This window comes from Azospirillum oryzae (assembly GCF_900177515.1).
GTDB classification, from domain to species: Bacteria; Pseudomonadota; Alphaproteobacteria; order Azospirillales; family Azospirillaceae; genus Azospirillum; species Azospirillum oryzae_A.
Genome location: NZ_FXAK01000007.1, coordinates 2162444 through 2180154, shown reverse-complemented (window position 1 = coordinate 2180154; position 17711 = coordinate 2162444). Strand labels below are relative to the sequence as shown.

Below are 17711 nucleotides of genomic sequence, written 5' to 3'. Positions count from 1 at the left end.
AAGGCGAGGCCTTACCCCACGAACTCCGCCGCCCGGTAGCCCTGGGCGTAGAGCAGGGCGGTCAGGTCGCCATGGTCGACGCGGGCGCGGGCTTCGGCGGCGACCACCGCCTTGGCGTGGAAGGCGACTCCCAAGCCGGCGGCCAGCAGCATCGGCAGATCGTTGGCGCCGTCGCCGACGGCCATGGTCTCCGCCATCGGCACGCGGTGCTCGCCAGCATAGGCCATCAGCGCCTGCAGCTTGCTGTCCTTGTCCAGGATCGGCTCGATCACCTTGCCGGTCATCACGCCGTCGATCACCTCCAGCTCGTTGCCGCGGTCGTCGTCGAAGCCGATCCAGCTGCGCACCCGGCCGGTGAAGCAGCGGAAGCCGCCCGACACCAGGACGCAGGCGGCGCCGTTGGCGCGCATGGTGCCGACCAGTTGGGCGGCGCCCGGCATCAGGGTGGCACGCTGCCACACCTCGTCGATCACCGACTCCTTCAGCCCCTTCAGCAGGGCGACCCGCTCGCGAACCGCGTCCTTGAAGTCGATCTCGCCGTTCATTGCGCGGGCGGTTATGTCGGCGATGTGGTCCTTCAGCCCGACATAGTCGCCCAGTTCGTCCAGCATCTCCTGCTCGATGATCGTCGATTCCATGTCGGCGACCAGCAGCCGCTTGCGCCGGGTCGCCGCCGTCTGGGCGACGATGTCCAGCGCGGCACCGGTCAGGGCATGGCGGATCGCCGCCTCCGCCTGCTCGGGCGCCAGATTGCCGAAGGGCAGGTCGCAGGCGGTGCCGGGAGCCAGCCAGTCCGGCACGCCGGCATCGGCGCCCAGGCCCACCAGCGCCGCCTTGGCGGTCTGGACGGCGGCCTCGTCGAGCGTGGCGGTGCGGGGGGCGATCAGCGTGGCGACGGCGTTCATCGGCGGGTGTCCCGAGCAAAAGAGGGCCTTTGCGCGCTGCCTACCACAGGCGACGGGTCCGGTCCAACGAAGCTTCGGCGTCGGCATGCGGCTGGGGCATGCGGATGGGTGTTGCAAAGGGAGCGTCGCGGCCCCATGGAAGGGCGATGAACACGTTCACCGATGTCATCGTCATCGGCGGCCCGACCGCTTCGGGCAAGTCGGGGCTGGCGCTGGCGATTGCCGAGGCGTTCGACGGCACCGTCATCAACGCCGACAGCATGCAGCTCTACGCCGACCTGGACGTGCTGACCGCCCGGCCGCCGGCGGAGGATCTGGCACGGGCGCCCCATCGCCTGTATGGCGTGCTGCCTGCTACGGAACGCGGGTCGGCGGCGCGCTGGCGCGACATGGCTCTGGCGGAGATCGCCGCCGCGAAGGCCGACGGCCGGCTGCCGTTGGTGGTCGGCGGCACCGGTCTTTACCTGCGCGCCCTGATGCAGGGTCTGAGCGAGGTCCCGCCCATTCCGGACGAGGTGCGCGCCGCCGCCCATGCCCGGCTGGCGGCCCTCGGCGGTGAGGCCTTCCGTGCCGAACTGGTCGCCCGCGACCCGGCGTCGGCCAAGCTGAACCCCGGCGATACCACCCGCCTGACCCGCGCGTGGGAGGTGCTGGAGGCCACCGGCCATCCGCTGTCCCACTGGCAGAGCCAAACGGCCCAGGGTGCGCCGGAGGATCTGCGCTTCACCATCCTGGTGCTCGACCCGCCGCGGGCCGACCTCTACGCCCAATGCGACAAGCGCTTCCATCTGATGATGGAACAGGGCGCGCTGGAGGAGGTGCGGCGGTTGGACGCACTGGCTGAAGAGCGGGCGCTCGCCCCTGACCTGCCGGTGCTGAAGGCCTTGGGTGTGCCGGAGCTGCGCCGCGTCCTGTATGGCGAGAGTCTGCTCGACGAGGCCATTGCACTGGCCCAGCAATCGACCCGCCGCTATGCCAAACGGCAGGTCACTTGGTTTCGGCATCAGATTGTTGGCAAATTCTCCGATATGCTGGTAAGTGATACAGGACAGCATAGCTGCCATACCATCGATCTGCCTTGTTCGCCTGCGGTACGAAATGCAATGCTCGGCCGCCTGAGAACGATACTAAATTACTGATCCGAAGGAGAAGCACCGTGTCGGTTGATTGGGGTCATGTGTTCGCGGGCCGCGTGGGCGGCATGACGGCGTCCGAAATCCGGGAACTGCTGAAGCTGATCGACCGTCCGGAGATCATCTCCTTCGCCGGCGGCATTCCCGACCCGGACCTGTTCCCCAGCTCCGCCATCGCGCGGTCCTACGAGAAGATCTTCCAGTCCAACGCCGGTGCCGGCACTGCCCTGCAATATTCCATCACCGAGGGCTATACGCCGCTGCGGGAATGGATCTGCGATTACATGGGCGGCAAGGGCGTCAACATCGGCCTGGACGGCGTTCTCATCACCAACGGCTCGCAGCAGGTGCTGGAGTTCGTCGGCAAGCTGCTGATCGGTCCCGGCGACAAGATCGTCGTCACCCGCCCGACCTATCTCGGCGCGCTGCAGGCCTTTTCGCCCTACGAGCCGACCTACCTCTCCATCCCGATGGACGAGGAAGGGCCGGAGATGACGGCGCTGACCGAGGCGCTGGCCCAGAAGCCGAAGTTCTTTTACCTCGTCCCCGATTTCCAGAACCCCAACGGTACCACGGTGACGCTGGCCCGTCGCCACGCCATCCTGGACGCCTGCGAGGCGGCTGGCGTGCCGGTGATCGAGGACACCGCCTATTGTGAGCTGCGCTATGACGGCGAGCATCTGCCGCTTCTGGCGGCGCTGGATTGCGAGCGCAACGGCGGCAAGCTGACCAACGTGATCTTCGGCGGCACCTTCTCCAAGACGATGGTCCCAGCGATGCGCGTGGGCTGGGTCAATGCGGCGCCGGAGGTGGTGAACCGGCTGGTGCTGATGAAGCAGGCCGCCGACCTGCATGCCAGCACGATCAACCAGATCGTGATGCACGACGTCGTCTCGCAGATCTTCGACAGCCACATCAAGCTGCTGCGCACCCAGTACAAGGAGCGTCGCGACGCCATGCTGGCGGCGCTGGACGAATTCGCCCCGCCGGGCGTCACCTGGACCAAGCCGGAAGGCGGCCTGTTCGTCTGGATCGAGGCGCCGGAGGGCGTCGACGGCACCGAACTGCTGGCCCGCGCCATCAAGGAATCGAATGTGGCCTTCGTTCCGGGCTCGGCCTTCCATGCCGACCGGTCGGGCAAGAACACACTGCGTCTGGCCTTCTCCGTCACCAAGCCGGCCCAGATCCGCGAGGGCATCCGCCGGCTGTGCGAGTTGCTGAAGACCGCCGCCTGACGGCTCACCTCTTCGGCCCTTCGCCTGTCGGAAACGGCGGCCGCGCTTCGGTGCGGCCGCCGTTTCCGTTTGCGGCAAGCGCTGACGGGGCAGGGGGGCGGAGCGGGGTGGACACCTCCAATGGGCGCGCAACAATTGGAAAAACTGCGGCAAAAAAACTTTGCAAACATTCGCGAATTGGGTTGACCTATGACGGATGATTTGACTAATTTGCCCGTCCCAGCACACGCCATCGGAGCTAAGCCGTTGTTATGAACGGTATCCCCTCCAGGCGGGGTTGGTGTTCCCAAGGAACCGGGCGCCCTAGAGGAGGCGCCCACATGAGAAGGTCGTGAGCGATGTCCGAACAGAAGCTGACCGGCGCCCAGATCGTCATCAAAGCCCTGAAGGATCAGGGCGTTGACATCATCTTCGGCTATCCCGGCGGCGCCGTACTTCCCATCTACGACGCGCTGTTCCAGCAGAACGACCTGAAACATGTCCTTGTACGCCACGAGCAGGCCGCGGTTCACGCGGCGGAGGGCTACGCGCGCTCGACCGGCAAGGTCGGCTGCGTGCTGGTGACCTCCGGCCCCGGCGCCACCAACGCGGTGACCGGCCTGCTGGACGCCCTGTGCGACAGCATTCCGATCGTCTGCCTGTCGGGCCAGGTGCCCACCCACCTGATCGGCAACGATGCCTTCCAGGAAGCCGACACCACCGGCATCACCCGTCCCTGCACCAAGCATAACTATCTGGTGAAGGACGTCGACAGCTTGGCCCGCACGCTGCACGAGGCCTTCTATGTCGCGCGCAGCGGCCGTCCCGGCCCGGTGCTGGTCGACATCCCGAAGGACGTGCAGTTCGCCGACGGCAGCTACGTCCCGCCGGCGGAGGTCAAGCACAAGACCTACCGTCCGCAGGTGAAGGCGGAGATCGCCCGCATCGAAGAGGCGGTGGAACTGATCGCCAATGCCAAGCGGCCGGTCTTCTACACCGGCGGCGGCGTCATCAATGCCGGCCCCTTCGCCGCCAAGCTGCTGACCCAGTTCGTCAAGACCACCGGCTACCCGATCACCTCCACCCTGATGGGCTTGGGCGCCTTCCCGGCGTCCGACAACCAGTGGCTGGGCATGGTCGGCATGCACGGCACGTACGAGGCGAACCTCGCCATGTACGAGTGCGACGTCATGATCAACATCGGCGCCCGCTTCGACGACCGCGTGACCGGCAAGCTGTCGGCCTTCTCGCCGGGCTCCAAGAAGATCCACGTCGACATCGACCCCAGCTCGATCAACAAGAACGTCGCGGTCGACATCCCGATCGTCGGCGACTGCGGCGCCGTTCTGGAAGACATGCTGCGCATCTGGAAGGCGCGCGCCAAGTCGCCGGACAAGGCCGCGCTGAAGGAGTGGTGGGGCAAGGTCGAGGGCTGGCGCGCCCGCAATTGCCTGAACTACAACCGCACCGAATCGGTCATCAAGCCGCAGTACGCGCTGGAGCGCCTGCGCGAGGCCCTGCGCGGCAAGGACCACTACATCACGACCGAAGTCGGCCAGCACCAGATGTGGGCCGCCCAGTTCCTGCCCTTCGACCAGCCGAACCGCTGGATGACCTCGGGTGGCCTGGGCACCATGGGCTACGGCCTGCCGGCCGCCATCGGTGCCCAGCTGGCCCACCCCGACGCCATCGTGGTGGACGTGTCGGGCGAGGCGTCCTTCCTGATGAACATGCAGGAGATCGGCACCGCCGTGCAGTACCGCGCGCCGGTCAAGATCTTCATCCTGAACAACCAGTATATGGGCATGGTGCGCCAGTGGCAGGAACTGCTGCACGGCTCGCGCTACTCCCAGAGCTACTCCGAAGCCCTGCCGGACTTCGTGAAGCTGGCGGAGGCCTGGGGCTGCGTCGGCCTGCGCGCCACCACGGTGGCCGAGGTCGATCAGGTGATCGAGAAGATGCTGGCCGTCACCGACCGCCCCTGCATCGTCGACATCGCCGTCGACCAGAAGGAAAACTGCTTCCCGATGATTCCGGGCGGCAAGGCCCACAACGAGATCCTGTTCGGTCCGGACGACAGCCCGTCCGACGCCACGCCGGAAGACGGCATGGTGCTGGTCTGATCGGCTGACGACGAACGAACAGGGGGACGGGTCTCATGGAAAACGCGATCGAAAAGCACACCATCGCCGTGCTGGTGGACAACGAGCCGGGCGTCCTCGCCCGCGTCATCGGGCTGTTCTCCGGCCGCGGCTACAACATCGAAAGCCTGACGGTGGCCGAGGTGAACAATGCCGACCACCTGTCGCGCATCACGCTCGTCACCTCCGGCACCCGGATGATCATCGAGCAGATCAAGGCGCAACTCGGCCGGCTGGTTCCGGTCCACCGCGTCCATGATCTAACCGACGAGGGACCGTCGGTGGAGCGCGAACTGGCGCTGGTCAAGGTGGCCGGAACCGGCGACCGCCGGATCGAGGCGCTGCGCCTTGCCGACATCTTCAAGGCCAAGGTGGTGGACGCCACCCTGACCAGCTTCGTCTTTGAGCTGACCGGCACCACCGAGCAGGTCGACGACTTCGTCGGTCTGATGACCCAGCTCGGCCTCGTGGAAGCCAGCCGCACCGGCGTGGTCGCCATGTCGAAGGGACCGGCGGCGTTCTAAGGTCTCGCCGGTAAAGGCCTTTTGGTATTCTACGCAAGATCGGGGCGGCAAAAACGCAAGGAAGCTCTGCGTTTCGTCGCCCGGTCGAGCAATTGTTTCCCTTGACGGTTGGCTTTGCTCAATGGAGTAATCCGCCGCAGGAAACGCACTCAGTCTTCGTTCGTTGCGAATTCAAGGAACCATCTCCATGCGCGTCTATTACGATCGTGATGCCGACGTCAACCTGATCAAGGGCAAGAAGGTCGTCATCGTCGGCTACGGCAGCCAGGGCCATGCCCACGCCCACAACCTGCGTGACAGCGGCGTGAAGGACGTGCGGATCGCGCTCCGCCCGGGTTCGGCCACCATCAAGAAGGCCGAGACTGCCGGCTTCACCGTGATGACCCCGGCCGAGGCCGCCGCCTGGGCCGATGTCGTGATGGTTCTGACTCCGGACGAACTGCAGGCCGACCTGTACCGTGACGATCTGGCCCCGAACATGAAGCAGGGCGCCGCCCTGGCCTTCGCGCACGGCCTGAACGTCCACTTCAACCTGATCGAGCCGCGCGCCGATCTCGACGTGTTCATGATCGCGCCGAAGGGCCCCGGCCACACCGTGCGCAGCGAATACCAGCGTGGCGGCGGCGTGCCGTCGCTGGTCGCCGTGCACCAGAACGCCTCGGGCAACGCGCTGGACATCGCCCTGTCCTACGCCTCGGCCAACGGCGGCGGCCGCGCCGGCATCATCGAGACGACCTTCAAGGAAGAGTGCGAGACCGACCTGTTTGGTGAGCAGGCCGTGCTCTGCGGTGGCCTGACCGAGCTGATCCGCGCCGGCTACGAGACGCTGGTCGAGGCGGGCTATGCCCCCGAGATGGCCTACTTCGAGTGCCTGCACGAAGTGAAGCTGATCGTCGACCTGATGTACGAGGGCGGCATGGCCAACATGCGCTACTCGATCTCCAACACGGCCGAGTACGGCGACTACCGCACCGGCCCGCGCATCATCACGCCCGAGACCAAGGCCGAGATGAAGCGCGTCCTGACCGACATCCAGGAAGGCCGCTTCGTCCGCGACTGGATGCTGGAATGCAAGGCCGGCCAGCCGTCCTTCAAGGCGATCCGCCGCCGCAACGCCGAGCACGAGATCGAGAAGGTCGGCGAGAAGCTGCGCGCCATGATGCCGTGGATCGCCGAGCGCCGTCTGGTCGACAAGTCGAAGAACTGATCCGGCGAAAGCCGCATCGGCCTGTTGAGAAGCGCGTCCCTTCGGGGGCGCGCTTTTCATTTGGCGGTCATGTGCTCCGGTGCGATGCCGAAAAAAGTCGTGAAAGCGTGAGTCCCAGCGTCGGTGATCGAGACCGCGCGGCTGTCGGGGATGCGGGCGATCCAGCCGCGTTCGAGCGAACAGGTCAGAAGCGCCGCGCCCAGCCGTCCGGCCAGATGATGGCGGCGCTCGCTCCAGTCCAGGCAGACCCGGCACAGCGGCCGGCGGCTTCCATTCGCTCCCCTGTCATTGCCGTCCGGAAGGACAACACCCAGGCCGACCAGGAATTCCCGGCCGACCGTCGTCAACAGGGCGCCGCCGTCACCGAGGATCACAAGGCCACGGTTGTCCAGCGATCCCGCCAGCGCGGTGCCAAGCCGTCCCGCAAGGTGGTCGTAACAGGTCCGGGCCGTTCGCAGCGCCTCGTCCTTCGGGCCGGGCGGCCGGTGGCGGTGTGGTCCGGCGGCTGCCAGCGCCATCAGGCTTTCCATCGCCTGGGCGATGTCGGGGGAGGCCAGCCGGTAATAGCGGTGCCGGCCCTGGCGCTCCACTGCCAGCAATCCAGCCTCGCTCAATTTCGCGAGGTGGCCGCTGGTGGTGGGCGCACCGACGCCGGCATGCCAGGACAATTCCCCGGCGGTCAGCGCCTGTCCGCCCATCAGGGCGGAGAGGATGTTCGCACGCGCCGGATCGCCGATCAGCGCGGCGATGGTGGCGATGCCGTTGGCGGAGGCGGTGGGGTAGGACGGGCTGTTCATGTCCATCAGTTTAGGTCGCTTCGCCAGACCCGTCAGCCGCCGACGTTTCGTCCACGACCGAAGCGTTCGCGGCAGTCTTCCACGTGCCGGGCTGGCATGGTGGGCCGGCTTGCAGACCGACGGAGCCATCATGACCATCCTTCCCGTCTCCGATACCCCGGCTTGGCAGCCGAACCTGCGTGTCGAACTTGCCTTGCTGCTGGTCCTCGCCACCCTATGGGGCGCGTCCTACAGCTTCATCCGCATCGGTGTGGAGACGATCCCGCCTTTGACCTTCATTGCAGGGAGGACGCTGATCGCGGGAGCGATCCTTCTGGTGGTTATCCGCTGGCGCCGCCTTTCGCTGCCACGCGATCCGGCGCTTTGGCGCCGCTTCCTGGTTCAGGCCTGTTTGAACAGCGTCCTTCCCTTCACCCTGATCGCTTGGGCGGAACAGACGGTCGATGCCGGAACCGCCGTCATCCTCAACGCGACCACGCCGATTTTCGCGTTTCTCATCACCCTTCTGTTCACCCGGCACGAGCCTTTGAGCATCCGGAAGGCGGTCGGCGTGCTCTCCGGTCTCGGTGGGACGGTTCTCATCATCGGGGTGGGAGCGGTGGATGGCATCGGCCGCGATCTGCTGGCTCAAGGCGCGATTGTCCTCGCGACGCTTTGCTATGCCGGAGCCGCCATCTTCGGCCGCGGGTTCAAGGGATATGACCCGGTCATGCCGGCCGCGGGAGCGCTGCTGTGCGGAGCGGCTGTCCTGTTGCCGGTCAGTCTGGCGGTCGACCGGCCTTGGACCCTGGCGCCGTCCTGGGACTCGCTGCTCGCGCTTGTCGCCCTATCGGTCTTCTCGACCGCGCTGGCATTCGTTCTCTATTTCCGCCTGGTTCAAACCCTGGGATCGGTGCCGACCACTGCGCAGGCCTATCTGCGGGTGCCCATCGGGGTCGGGATTGGCGCACTTCTGTTGGGCGAGGCGCTGGAGCCGACCATGCTGGCCGGCTGTGCCGCGGTGGTGATTGGCGTCGCAGCGATGAGCATCCCGGCCCGTCGGCGAGGGTGAGCCCAGCGGAGCGATGTCAGCCCCGCGGCTCCGGTATTCCGCTCGGCGGCGGGGTTTCGGCGACGGCGGCGCGGCCCGGGTCGCGCTTCTGGGTTTCCAGCAGGATATCGCGGGCAATCGGCGCCGCCGCGGTCGACCCGCCGCCGCCATGTTCGACGAAGACGGCGCAGGCATAGCGCGGCGCCTGGATCGGCGCGAAGGCGACGAACAGGGCGTGGTCGCGCTCGCGCCAGGGCAGGTCTTCGTTCTTCTTCACGCCGGTGTTGCGTTCGGCCATGGTGATGCGGCGGACCTGGGCGGACCCGGTCTTGCCGGCCATTTCGTAGCCGACCTCGGTGATGCGCGACTTGTAGGCGGTGCCGTTGGGGGCGTTCACCACCTCGGTCATGCCGCGCAGCACGATGTCGAGATTCTCCTTCTTCACGCCGATGCCGGGCCATGCGGTCTGTTCGCCGCTGACGGTCTTGATCTGCTTGGTCAGGTGCGGCTTGACCGCATAGCCGCCATTGGCCAGCCGGCAGACCATCACCGCCAGTTGCAGCGGCGTTGTCAGCACATAGCCCTGGCCGATGGAGGCGACCAGCGTCTCGCCCATGTCCCAGCCCTTGCCCAGCGTCGCCTTCTTCCAGGCGATGGAGGGGATCAGCCCGGCGCGCTCGTGCGGCAGGTCGATGTCGGTGCGGTGGCCCAGGCCGAAGCGGTTGGACATCTCGGCAATGCGGTCGATGCCGATCCGGCGCGACACGTCGTAGAAGAACACGTCACAGGAATGGCGCAGCGCGCCGACGAAATCGACCGTGCCGTGCCCGCCGCGCTTCCAGCAGTGGAACCGGTGGTCGCCCAGCTCGAGGTAGCCGGGGCAGAACACCGTATGGCGGTTGCTGACCACCCCCGATTCCAGCGCCGCCAGCGCCGCCATCATCTTGAAGGTGGAGCCGGGCGGGTACTGGCCGACCACCGCCTTGTTGTTCAGCGGCGTCGCCGGGTTGGACAGCAGCTCCTCCCACAGCTCGGCGCTGATGCCCATGGTGAACTGGTTGGGGTCGTAGCTGGGGTGCGAGCACAGGGCGTAGATACCGCCGGTGTGCACGTCCATCACCACTGCCGAGGCGCTGACCTCCTGCGACAGCCGTTCCTGCACGAAGCGCTGCAGCGACATGTCGATGGTCAGCTGGATTTCCCGGCCCGACTGTCCCTCGTCGCGGGAGAGTTCGCGGATGACGCGGCCGACCGCGTTGACCTCCAACTGGCTGGTGCCGGCGGTGCCGCGCAGCACCTTCTCGTGATACTTCTCGATGCCGGCCTTGCCGATGCGGAAACCGGGCAGGGACAGCACGGGATCGCTGTTGCCGCTCAGCTCCGCTTCCGACACGGCGCCGACATAGCCCAGGATATGGGCGGTCGCGTCCGCCTGCGGGTAATGCCGCAGTTCGCCCACCTCGATCGCCACGCCGGGCAGATCGGGGGTGTTGGTCTCCAGCGTCGCCACCTGCTCCCAGGTCAGGTTCTCGCGCACGGTGACGGGCACGAAGCGGCGCTTGCGATGCAACTCGCGCAGCACGCGGCGGCGGTCGCCGTCGGTCAGCGGCACGATGCGGGAGATCTTGTCGAGCGTCTCCTGGATGTTATGGGTGCGCTCCGACACCACGACAACGCGATAGTTCTGCTCGTTGACCGCCAGCGGCACGCCGAAACGATCGACGATGTTGCCGCGCGACGGCGCGATCAGCCGCAGGCTGATGCGGTTCTCCTCCGCCAGCATGGTGTAGCGGGCCGACTCGACGACCTGCAGGTAATAGAGGCGACCGACCAGCGCGGACAGGCCGGCCAGCTTGATGCCGCCCAGCACCAGGGCGCGGCGCGCCAGCAGGCGGGAGCGGTCGGTGTCGCGATCGATTGAACTCATGAGATCCGTCGGGGCCCTTTACCCGTTCAGGAACGCGCGGTGGACGCGGATCAGCAGCCAACCCACCGCAGGAAACACAGCCACCGTCAGCAGGCCCTGGAACAGCGCCGGCAGGATCGACAGCGCCGCGGCGTCCAGCACCGAGAAGGCCAGCCATTGCAGCAGCACGGCACCCGCCATCACCAGCGTGAAGCCGAACCACAGCAGGGCGAAGGTGCTGGCCAGGAACACCCGGCGCTGGTTCAGCACCGCCCATTGGGCGACGACCAGCAGCAGGGCGTTCACGCCCAGCGGCCCGCCGACCAGGAAATCCTGCAGCAAGCCGATCAGAAAGGCCACCCCCGGACGCATCAGGTCAGGCCTGTGGATCGTCCAGTAATAGACCGAAACCAGCGTCAGGTTCGGCGCCACCGGGGCATAGCCGGGCACCGGCACCGGGATCATGCCGACCAGCACCATCATCACCGTGACGGCGAAGGGCGCCAGATTGCGCCCGGTCTTGTCCACCTTCTGCCAGAAAGTCGCCGTCATATCGGCAATTCCCCGGTCGGTGGACTGTCCGTCCGGCTCACTTGCACATCCAGCTCACTTCGAGTCCGGCGACGGGTCCAGATCGGTGCTCGGCAGGCCGAAATCCACCAGACGCAGATATTCGACGCGCGACAGATCGGCGCTGGGCAGGACGCGGATGCCACGCTCGCTGACCGCGGTCACCACGCCGACCGGCAGGCCGGGCGGGAACAGACCGCCGTCCCCCGAGGTCACCACACGCTCTCCCACCTGGATCGGCGAGTCGGGCGGCAGGTACAGAAGCTTGGCCTGATCGGAATTGTCGCCGGCCAGGATCGAGCGCTGGCGCGTGTTCGACAGGATCACAGGAATGCGGGCGTTGATGTCGGTCAGCAGCAGGACGCGGGACGACCATTCGCCGACCTCGATCACCCGGCCGACCAGACCGGCCCCGGCCAGCGCCGCCTGTCCCTTGCGCACCCCGTCGCGCCGGCCGGCGGTGACCACCAGCGTGCGGACGAAGGAACTGCCGGGCGTGGCGATGACGCGGGCGGCGATGTAGTTGACGGCCGGCTCGGGGCGGACGCGCAGCAGGCTGCGCAGGCTGTTGTTCTCCGCCTCCAGCCGCAGGGCCGCCTGCTTCCATTGCAGAAGCCGGGCGTTCTCGGCCTTCAGCCGCTGGTTCTCGTCGAAGGCGTTCTCAAGCTCCACCGCGGATTCGACCACGCGCGCCGCCGTCGCGGCGGGGCGGGAGATGGCGTCCAGGATGGGGGCGAAGGCATCGGTCACGCGTGCGCGGGCGCTGTCCACCGAAACGGACTCGATCTTGCCCACCATCATCAGTGCGACGGAGGCCAGAACCAGCAGAAGGAAGGAGAAGCGCTGCGCGAGAGCCCGCAAAGGGGCGGCAAGGCGGATGACGGAGCCGGATGAGCGTGGCTTCACAGGAAATTCCCGTCCAGATACGCGGTCCGTCTCCGGTCCTCAGCAACCCGAAGAGGGGTGCGGGACCGGAGGCCTTCCAACCAGGGATACACCAATCAGTAGGCGCTGACCAAGACGTTTCGCAGCGTCTTCATCTCCTCCAGCGCGCGGCCGGTGCCGAGCGCCACGCAGGAGAGGGGATCGTCGGCGATCGACACCGGCAGGCCGGTGGCGTGGCGCAGAACGAAGTCCAGGTTGCCCAGCAGGGCGCCGCCGCCGGTCAGGACGATGCCCTTGTCGACGATGTCGGCGGCCAGCTCCGGAGCGGTGTGCTCCAGCGCCACCTTCACCGCCTCGACGATGGCGGAGACGGGCTCGGCCAGCGACTCGGCGATCTGGCGCTCGGAGATGATCAACTCCTTGGGCACGCCGTTCATCAGGTCGCGGCCCTTGATCTCCAGGATGCGGCCTTCACCGTCCTCGGGCGGACAGGCGGAGCCGATTTCCTTCTTGATCCGCTCGGCGGAGCCTTCGCCGACCAACAGATTGTGGCTGCGACGGATGTAGCCGATGATGGCCTCGTCCATCTTGTCGCCGCCGACGCGGACCGAGCGGGAATAGACGATGCCGCCCAGCGACAGCACGGCCACCTCGGTGGTGCCGCCGCCGATGTCGACGACCATCGAGCCCGTCGGTTCCGTCACCGGAAGCCCGGCGCCGATCGCGGCGGCCATCGGCTCCTCGATCAGGAAGACGCGGCGGGCGCCGGCGGCCTCCGCCGATTCCTGGATCGCCCGGCGTTCCACCGCGGTCGAGCCCGACGGCACGCAGATGATGACCTGCGGGCTGGCGAAGCTGCGGCGGTTGTGAACCTTGCGGATGAAATGCTTGATCATTTCCTCCGCGACTTCGAAATCGGCGATGACGCCGTCGCGAAGCGGCCGGATGGCCTGGATGTTTCCGGGCGTGCGGCCAAGCATCATCTTCGCCTCGTCACCGACGGCGAGAACCTGCTTTTTGCCGCGCACGTTGGCGATGGCGACGACGGACGGTTCGTTCAGGACGATGCCGCGGCCCTTGACATAGACCAGGGTGTTGGCCGTCCCCAGATCGATCGCCATGTCGGCGGACAGAACGCCGAGCAGTTTGGAGAGCATGGAGCTGACGAACTCTATCAAAGCGGTTGAGACGGCCGAGCCGGCGGACTGGCATAGCATGCCCGCCAACGGTTCCATAGTCGAATGCGCCCGCACGCTCAAGCGGAGAGTGCGCCCGGCAGCCCTGAAACCTGCCGCGAAGACAGCCCCCGGAGGACCGGTGACCGCCGCGGCGCGGTGTCTGGTGATCGGGACATTGGCGGGTTAGGGTTAATATTCCGTCAACGGCCAGAAGCCCTGCGGTCAAGCCCGTTCCGATCCGCCGACAGCCCGGAAGGCCGGTGTGACCGTGACGTGTCTATCCCTGTCGATGCGGCGCCGCAACGGCCTTTTGTCGGCCGTGCCCGGCAATTCAGTGCTGGTCCGCCGCGGTTTTGGCTCCGGGCTTCGCGGCGGGGGCGTGGTGGCCCTCCAGCCTGTCCATGCAGGCGAGCAAAACGCCTGAGATCACGAAGGTCATGTGGATGATGACCAGCCACATCAACTCGTCGCGCGAGGTCTGCGACAGGTTCATGAAGGCCTTCAGCAGGTGAATGCCCGAGATGGCGACGATGGAGGCGATCAGTTTCAGCTTCAGTCCGCCGAAATCGACCTTGCCCATCCAGTCCGGCCGGTCCTCGTGATTGGCGACGTCGATCTTGGAGACGAAGTTCTCGTAGCCGGCGAAGATCACCATCAGCAGAAGGTTTCCGGCGAAGGACAGGTCGATCAGCGTCAGCACGGCCAGAAGCACGTCCTTCTCGCTCATTTCCAGCACATGCGGGATGATGTGCAGGATCTCCTGCGTGAACTTCACCAGCAGGGCGCCCAACGAGACGACCAGCCCGAGATAGAAGGGGGCGAGCAGCCAACGGCTGGCAAAAATGATCTGTTCAAAGCGGCGTTCGATCATGGCGGGTTCGGCACGTCGTTGAGGGAGGGAAAAGCGCGGACTCCGCCATGTGTCGCAATGCTGCGCCGCAAAATCAATCCGGCTGTTTACGGAATGCGTGAGAGGGAGGTGGAGCCGCCTTTGGTCATAGGGATTGTCATCGTACCGTAACGTCCGGGCGCTATGGTGAGTGCTTTGCACAAGACCGCCGGGAAGGGTTTGGCGACCATGAAGACCTCCGCTCCGCACATCGTGTCCGCGTTCGAGGACGCGCTGAAGCGGCTGAAATCCGCCATCGTGCAGATGGCCGGCGCTGCGGAGACGCAGATCGATCAGGCGCTGACCTGTCTTGCCCAGCGCAATCCCGAGCTTGCGCGGGAAATCGTGGAGTCGGATGCGCGACTCGACTCCTTCGAGCACGACATCGAAGCCCACTGCATGCGCCTGCTGGCCCTGCGCCAGCCGGTTGCCGACGATCTGCGCGAGGTGATCGCGGCGCTGAAGATCGCCGGCAATCTGGAGCGGATCGGCGACCATGCCGCCAACACCGCCAAGCGGGCCGTGGCCATCTTCAGCCTGCCCGACGCCGGATCGATGGCGGGGCTGCCGCAGCTCGGCCGGCTGGTGCGCGAACGGCTCAGCGCCGTCATCGACGCCTATGTCGACAACGACGGTGAGGCGGCCCTGCGCATCTGGCGCACCGACGACGAGGTGGATGCGCTCTACACCAGCCTCGTTGCGGAAGTGGAACGGTCGGCATTGGCGGCGCCGGACCAGTTCACGGCGCACATGCACCTGATGATGATCGCCAAAAACCTGGAGCGGATCGGCGACCACGCCACCAACATCGCCGAGGTCGTCTATTTCGTCAGCACCGGCGAAGCCCTGCTGGACGAGCGTCCGAAGGCCGACCATTCCTATGATCCGGTGAGCTGAAACGGCGCAGCGCCGCAAGGCATAAGGCCATCGTGCGGCGCCTTCGGGCCTATGGGGGATGGTAATTCCGCCGCGGAGCGATCACGTTATCGAAACGATGCTTCCGTCGCCCGCACACGAGACAAATCCCGCCTGATGACCGACGACCTGATCCGCCTCTATGCCGCCATCCTCGACCGCCAGCAGATGGATCCGGCGCACTCCAAGACCGCGCGGCTGATCGCCGCCGGCCCGAAGAAGATCGCCAAGAAGGTGGGCGAGGAGGCGGTCGAGGTGGCGCTGGACGCCATGAACGAGGATCGCCAGGGCGTCATCAACGAAAGCGCCGACCTGCTGTACAACCTGTCGGTCCTGTGGGCGACGCTGAACATCCATCCCGACGACGTCTTCGCCGAAATCCGCCGGCGCGAGGCGCTCTACGGCATCGCCGAAAAGCTGCCGAAGACGGCGGCGGAGCGGTGACGCTGTCACTCAGGTTCAAGCCACCCCGAGTCCTTGCAGCAACAACAATCGCCGCTGCGCGAAAGCCGCATGACGGCGCGCCAGTTCCGCGCGGTTGGCGTCGTCTCCCTCGCAACGCTCACCGTCCCGGCCGAGCACGATGCCGTCGGCCGACAGGTGACGCCACGCGAAGGCAGCCGGTTCCTCACCCTGCCGCGCAGCCAGCAGGAACAGCGCCTCGACCCGCGACACCGGCACACCGGCGCCCAGAAGGGGAGAGGCGAGCTGCCCCGGCGTGTCGCCAAAGCGGTGGCGCTCCAGCACCGCGGCGTTGAAGCGGTCGCTTGAGGTCTTCCGTTCGGCAAATCCGTCGTCCGGCATCACCGGTGCCGCCAGCGACAGGCTGGTCAGCAGCACCAGCGCGCGCAGCACCGCCTCTTCCCCCTGCGCCGCCAGGGCCGGCCGGGCGAGCAGCGCGTTGAGGCCCTGCGGCCCCTCGGCCAGCGCTTCCGCCAGCGGGTGGTAGAGCGCCCGCGGGAAGGGCAGGCGGCCGACGGGCGTGGACGCGACCTCCGGCAGATCGTCGGTGGCGACCAGAAGCGTGAACCGGGTCGCGCCCAGCAGTGCGCGCCGCTCGGCCGGACCCAGCCGTTCGCCGCCCTTCACGAAAAGGTCGCGGCGGAAGCTGCGGTTGGTCATCACGTCGCGCAGGGTTTCCGCCTGGGCGGGGTCGCGCGCCTCGGACGCCAGCGCCTGCTGCGCGGGGGAGAGGGTGAGGTCGTCCAGTTGCTCCATCGGCACGGCGGCGCCGGCGAATTCCAACTTCGCGCCGGCCAGTTCGCGCGCCACGTCGGCATGGTAGAAGGCGGTCCAGTCACCATTGAGATATTCGTGGGCGATGTAGTTCGGCGATTTGTGGCGAAGCTGCTCGATCCGCTCCACCACCCCCTCGGTGTTGGCGAACCAGCCGCCGCCCTGCGCCGCCATCCGCGCGGCGAACTCCACCGCGCGGGCGATGCGGTCGGGCAGGGGGCCGTCGCCTTCGGCGCAGCGCTCCACCAGCAGACGGCGCAGCGGCATGTGGGCCAACGTGCCGGGCAGGGCGTTGTAGCTGACGAAGACGACACCACCGGGCGCCAGCCGGCGGCGCAGCACCTCCAGCAGGATCTTGCGGTTCTCCGCACTGACCCAGGACCAGACGCCGTGAAGGGCCACCGCGTCCAGCATGGGGCCGTCGCGCCGGGCGTATTCGGCGAAGCTCTCCTCCAGGAACTCGGCATTGGTCAATCCGGCGTCGGCGGCCAGCCGGCGGACGCCGGCGATGTGGGAGGGATTGAAGTCCATCGCCTCGAACCGCGCGGCCGGGTGGGCGCCGGCCAGCAGGGCGCTGGTCAGCCCATGGCCGCAACCGGGCTCCGCCATGGTGAAGCGGCCGCGGCGCAGCGCCTCGGGCGGGCGCCAGCCGCCCAGCGTCAGCGCGAAGCAGAGCAGGGCCGGCGACCAGTCGCGATAGACGGCGCGGATATAGTCGATGCCGCCGACATAGCCTTCGGTCCAGCCGCCCATCCCCGATCTCCCGTTCCGATGTCCCGTTTCGACAGCGCCGGTGTAGCCGCCGGGGGTGGAGTCCGGCCACCGAAAAGCGCGCGCCAAAAAATTCACATGGAGTGCGTTTTTGCTATCGACAGGCCAAAAGCCCTTCGCTATAAACCGCGCCACACCGGCCGGGACAACGGCTTGGCCGGCGCGATGAACAGTCGGCTGATTTCAGCAAGGATTTCAGTCAGGTTCACCGCATCAAGAGATGGGCGCATAGCTCAGTTGGTAGAGCAGCTGACTCTTAATCAGCGGGTCCAAGGTTCGAGTCCTTGTGCGCCCACCATCTCTTGTACATTTCCTACGGATGGGCGCATAGCTCAGTTGGTAGAGCAGCTGACTCTTAATCAGCGGGTCCAAGGTTCGAGTCCTTGTGCGCCCACCATCCGTTCTCAAAA

16 protein-coding genes and 2 tRNA genes are annotated in these 17711 nt (G+C 66.7%); 10 read left to right on the top strand and 8 right to left on the bottom strand.

The window, feature by feature from the left end:
* Nucleotides 1–11 precede the first annotated feature (11 nt).
* On the bottom strand, nucleotides 12–905 hold the full coding sequence (gene serB, locus B9N97_RS22720) for a phosphoserine phosphatase SerB (RefSeq protein WP_085089973.1): 894 nt from the start codon (nucleotides 903–905) through the stop codon (nucleotides 12–14).
* 146 nt (nucleotides 906–1051) lie between these two features.
* Here serB and miaA point away from each other — a divergent pair, with 146 nt between their 5' ends.
* From miaA to ilvC, 5 genes are all read left to right on the top strand, one after another.
* Complete coding sequence (gene miaA / locus B9N97_RS22715) at nucleotides 1052–2044, top strand: tRNA (adenosine(37)-N6)-dimethylallyltransferase MiaA (protein ID WP_085089972.1); 993 nt, start codon at nucleotides 1052–1054, stop codon at nucleotides 2042–2044.
* Between the two features lie 17 nt (nucleotides 2045–2061).
* A complete protein-coding gene (locus tag B9N97_RS22710) occupies nucleotides 2062–3273 on the top strand; it encodes an aminotransferase-like domain-containing protein (RefSeq protein ID WP_085089971.1) in 1212 nt (403 codons plus the stop codon).
* Between the two features lie 338 nt (nucleotides 3274–3611).
* A complete protein-coding gene (locus tag B9N97_RS22705; protein ID WP_085089970.1) occupies nucleotides 3612–5375 on the top strand; it encodes an acetolactate synthase 3 large subunit in 1764 nt (587 codons plus the stop codon).
* Between the two features lie 35 nt (nucleotides 5376–5410).
* Nucleotides 5411–5917, top strand: coding sequence for an acetolactate synthase small subunit (ilvN, locus tag B9N97_RS22700; RefSeq protein ID WP_085089969.1), 507 nt, complete (start codon nucleotides 5411–5413; stop codon nucleotides 5915–5917).
* A 187-nt stretch (nucleotides 5918–6104) separates the two neighbouring features.
* Nucleotides 6105–7124, top strand: a complete 1020-nt coding sequence (gene ilvC, locus B9N97_RS22695) for a ketol-acid reductoisomerase (RefSeq protein WP_014248441.1) — start codon at nucleotides 6105–6107, stop codon at nucleotides 7122–7124.
* A 56-nt stretch (nucleotides 7125–7180) separates the two neighbouring features.
* On the opposite strand, the gene B9N97_RS22690 is transcribed toward ilvC, so the two are convergent.
* Nucleotides 7181–7927 carry an ArsR/SmtB family transcription factor gene (locus B9N97_RS22690; protein ID WP_244560845.1) on the bottom strand — a complete coding sequence of 249 codons (747 nt, stop codon included), beginning with the start codon at nucleotides 7925–7927 and terminating at the stop codon, nucleotides 7181–7183.
* A gap of 124 nt (nucleotides 7928–8051) precedes the next feature.
* On the opposite strand from B9N97_RS22690, the gene B9N97_RS22685 reads away from it, so the two are divergent.
* Entirely contained in the window at nucleotides 8052–8972 is a 921-nt protein-coding gene (locus tag B9N97_RS22685) for a DMT family transporter (RefSeq protein ID WP_085090716.1), read from the top strand.
* A gap of 16 nt (nucleotides 8973–8988) precedes the next feature.
* On the opposite strand, the gene mrdA is transcribed toward B9N97_RS22685, so the two are convergent.
* From mrdA to B9N97_RS22660, 5 genes are all read right to left on the bottom strand, one after another.
* Nucleotides 8989–10878, bottom strand: coding sequence for a penicillin-binding protein 2 (gene mrdA, locus B9N97_RS22680; protein ID WP_085089968.1), 1890 nt, complete (start codon nucleotides 10876–10878; stop codon nucleotides 8989–8991).
* Nucleotides 10879–10896: 18 nt separating this feature from the next.
* On the bottom strand, nucleotides 10897–11409 hold the full coding sequence (gene mreD, locus B9N97_RS22675) for a rod shape-determining protein MreD (protein ID WP_085089967.1): 513 nt from the start codon (nucleotides 11407–11409) through the stop codon (nucleotides 10897–10899).
* A gap of 54 nt (nucleotides 11410–11463) precedes the next feature.
* Entirely contained in the window at nucleotides 11464–12333 is an 870-nt protein-coding gene (gene mreC, locus B9N97_RS22670) for a rod shape-determining protein MreC (protein ID WP_085089966.1), read from the bottom strand.
* A gap of 95 nt (nucleotides 12334–12428) precedes the next feature.
* Entirely contained in the window at nucleotides 12429–13469 is a 1041-nt protein-coding gene (locus tag B9N97_RS22665; protein WP_012974729.1) for a rod shape-determining protein, read from the bottom strand.
* Nucleotides 13470–13821: 352 nt separating this feature from the next.
* On the bottom strand, nucleotides 13822–14361 hold the full coding sequence (locus B9N97_RS22660) for a TIGR00645 family protein (RefSeq protein ID WP_085089965.1): 540 nt from the start codon (nucleotides 14359–14361) through the stop codon (nucleotides 13822–13824).
* A 207-nt stretch (nucleotides 14362–14568) separates the two neighbouring features.
* Here B9N97_RS22660 and phoU point away from each other — a divergent pair, with 207 nt between their 5' ends.
* Both phoU and hisE read left to right on the top strand, forming a co-directional pair.
* Nucleotides 14569–15276 (top strand): phosphate signaling complex protein PhoU, encoded by a 708-nt coding sequence (gene phoU, locus B9N97_RS22655; protein ID WP_085089964.1) that lies wholly within the window; start codon nucleotides 14569–14571, stop codon nucleotides 15274–15276.
* A 135-nt stretch (nucleotides 15277–15411) separates the two neighbouring features.
* On the top strand, nucleotides 15412–15738 hold the full coding sequence (gene hisE / locus B9N97_RS22650) for a phosphoribosyl-ATP diphosphatase (RefSeq protein ID WP_085089963.1): 327 nt from the start codon (nucleotides 15412–15414) through the stop codon (nucleotides 15736–15738).
* 15 nt (nucleotides 15739–15753) lie between these two features.
* Here the strand turns inward: hisE and B9N97_RS22645 are convergent, their stop codons facing one another.
* Nucleotides 15754–17283, bottom strand: a complete 1530-nt coding sequence (locus B9N97_RS22645; protein WP_085089962.1) for a class I SAM-dependent methyltransferase — start codon at nucleotides 17281–17283, stop codon at nucleotides 15754–15756.
* Nucleotides 17284–17523: 240 nt separating this feature from the next.
* Here B9N97_RS22645 and B9N97_RS22640 point away from each other — a divergent pair.
* Nucleotides 17524–17599 (top strand) — tRNA-Lys (locus B9N97_RS22640).
* A gap of 23 nt (nucleotides 17600–17622) precedes the next feature.
* Nucleotides 17623–17698, top strand: a tRNA-Lys gene (locus B9N97_RS22635).
* Nucleotides 17699–17711: the final 13 nt, after the last annotated feature.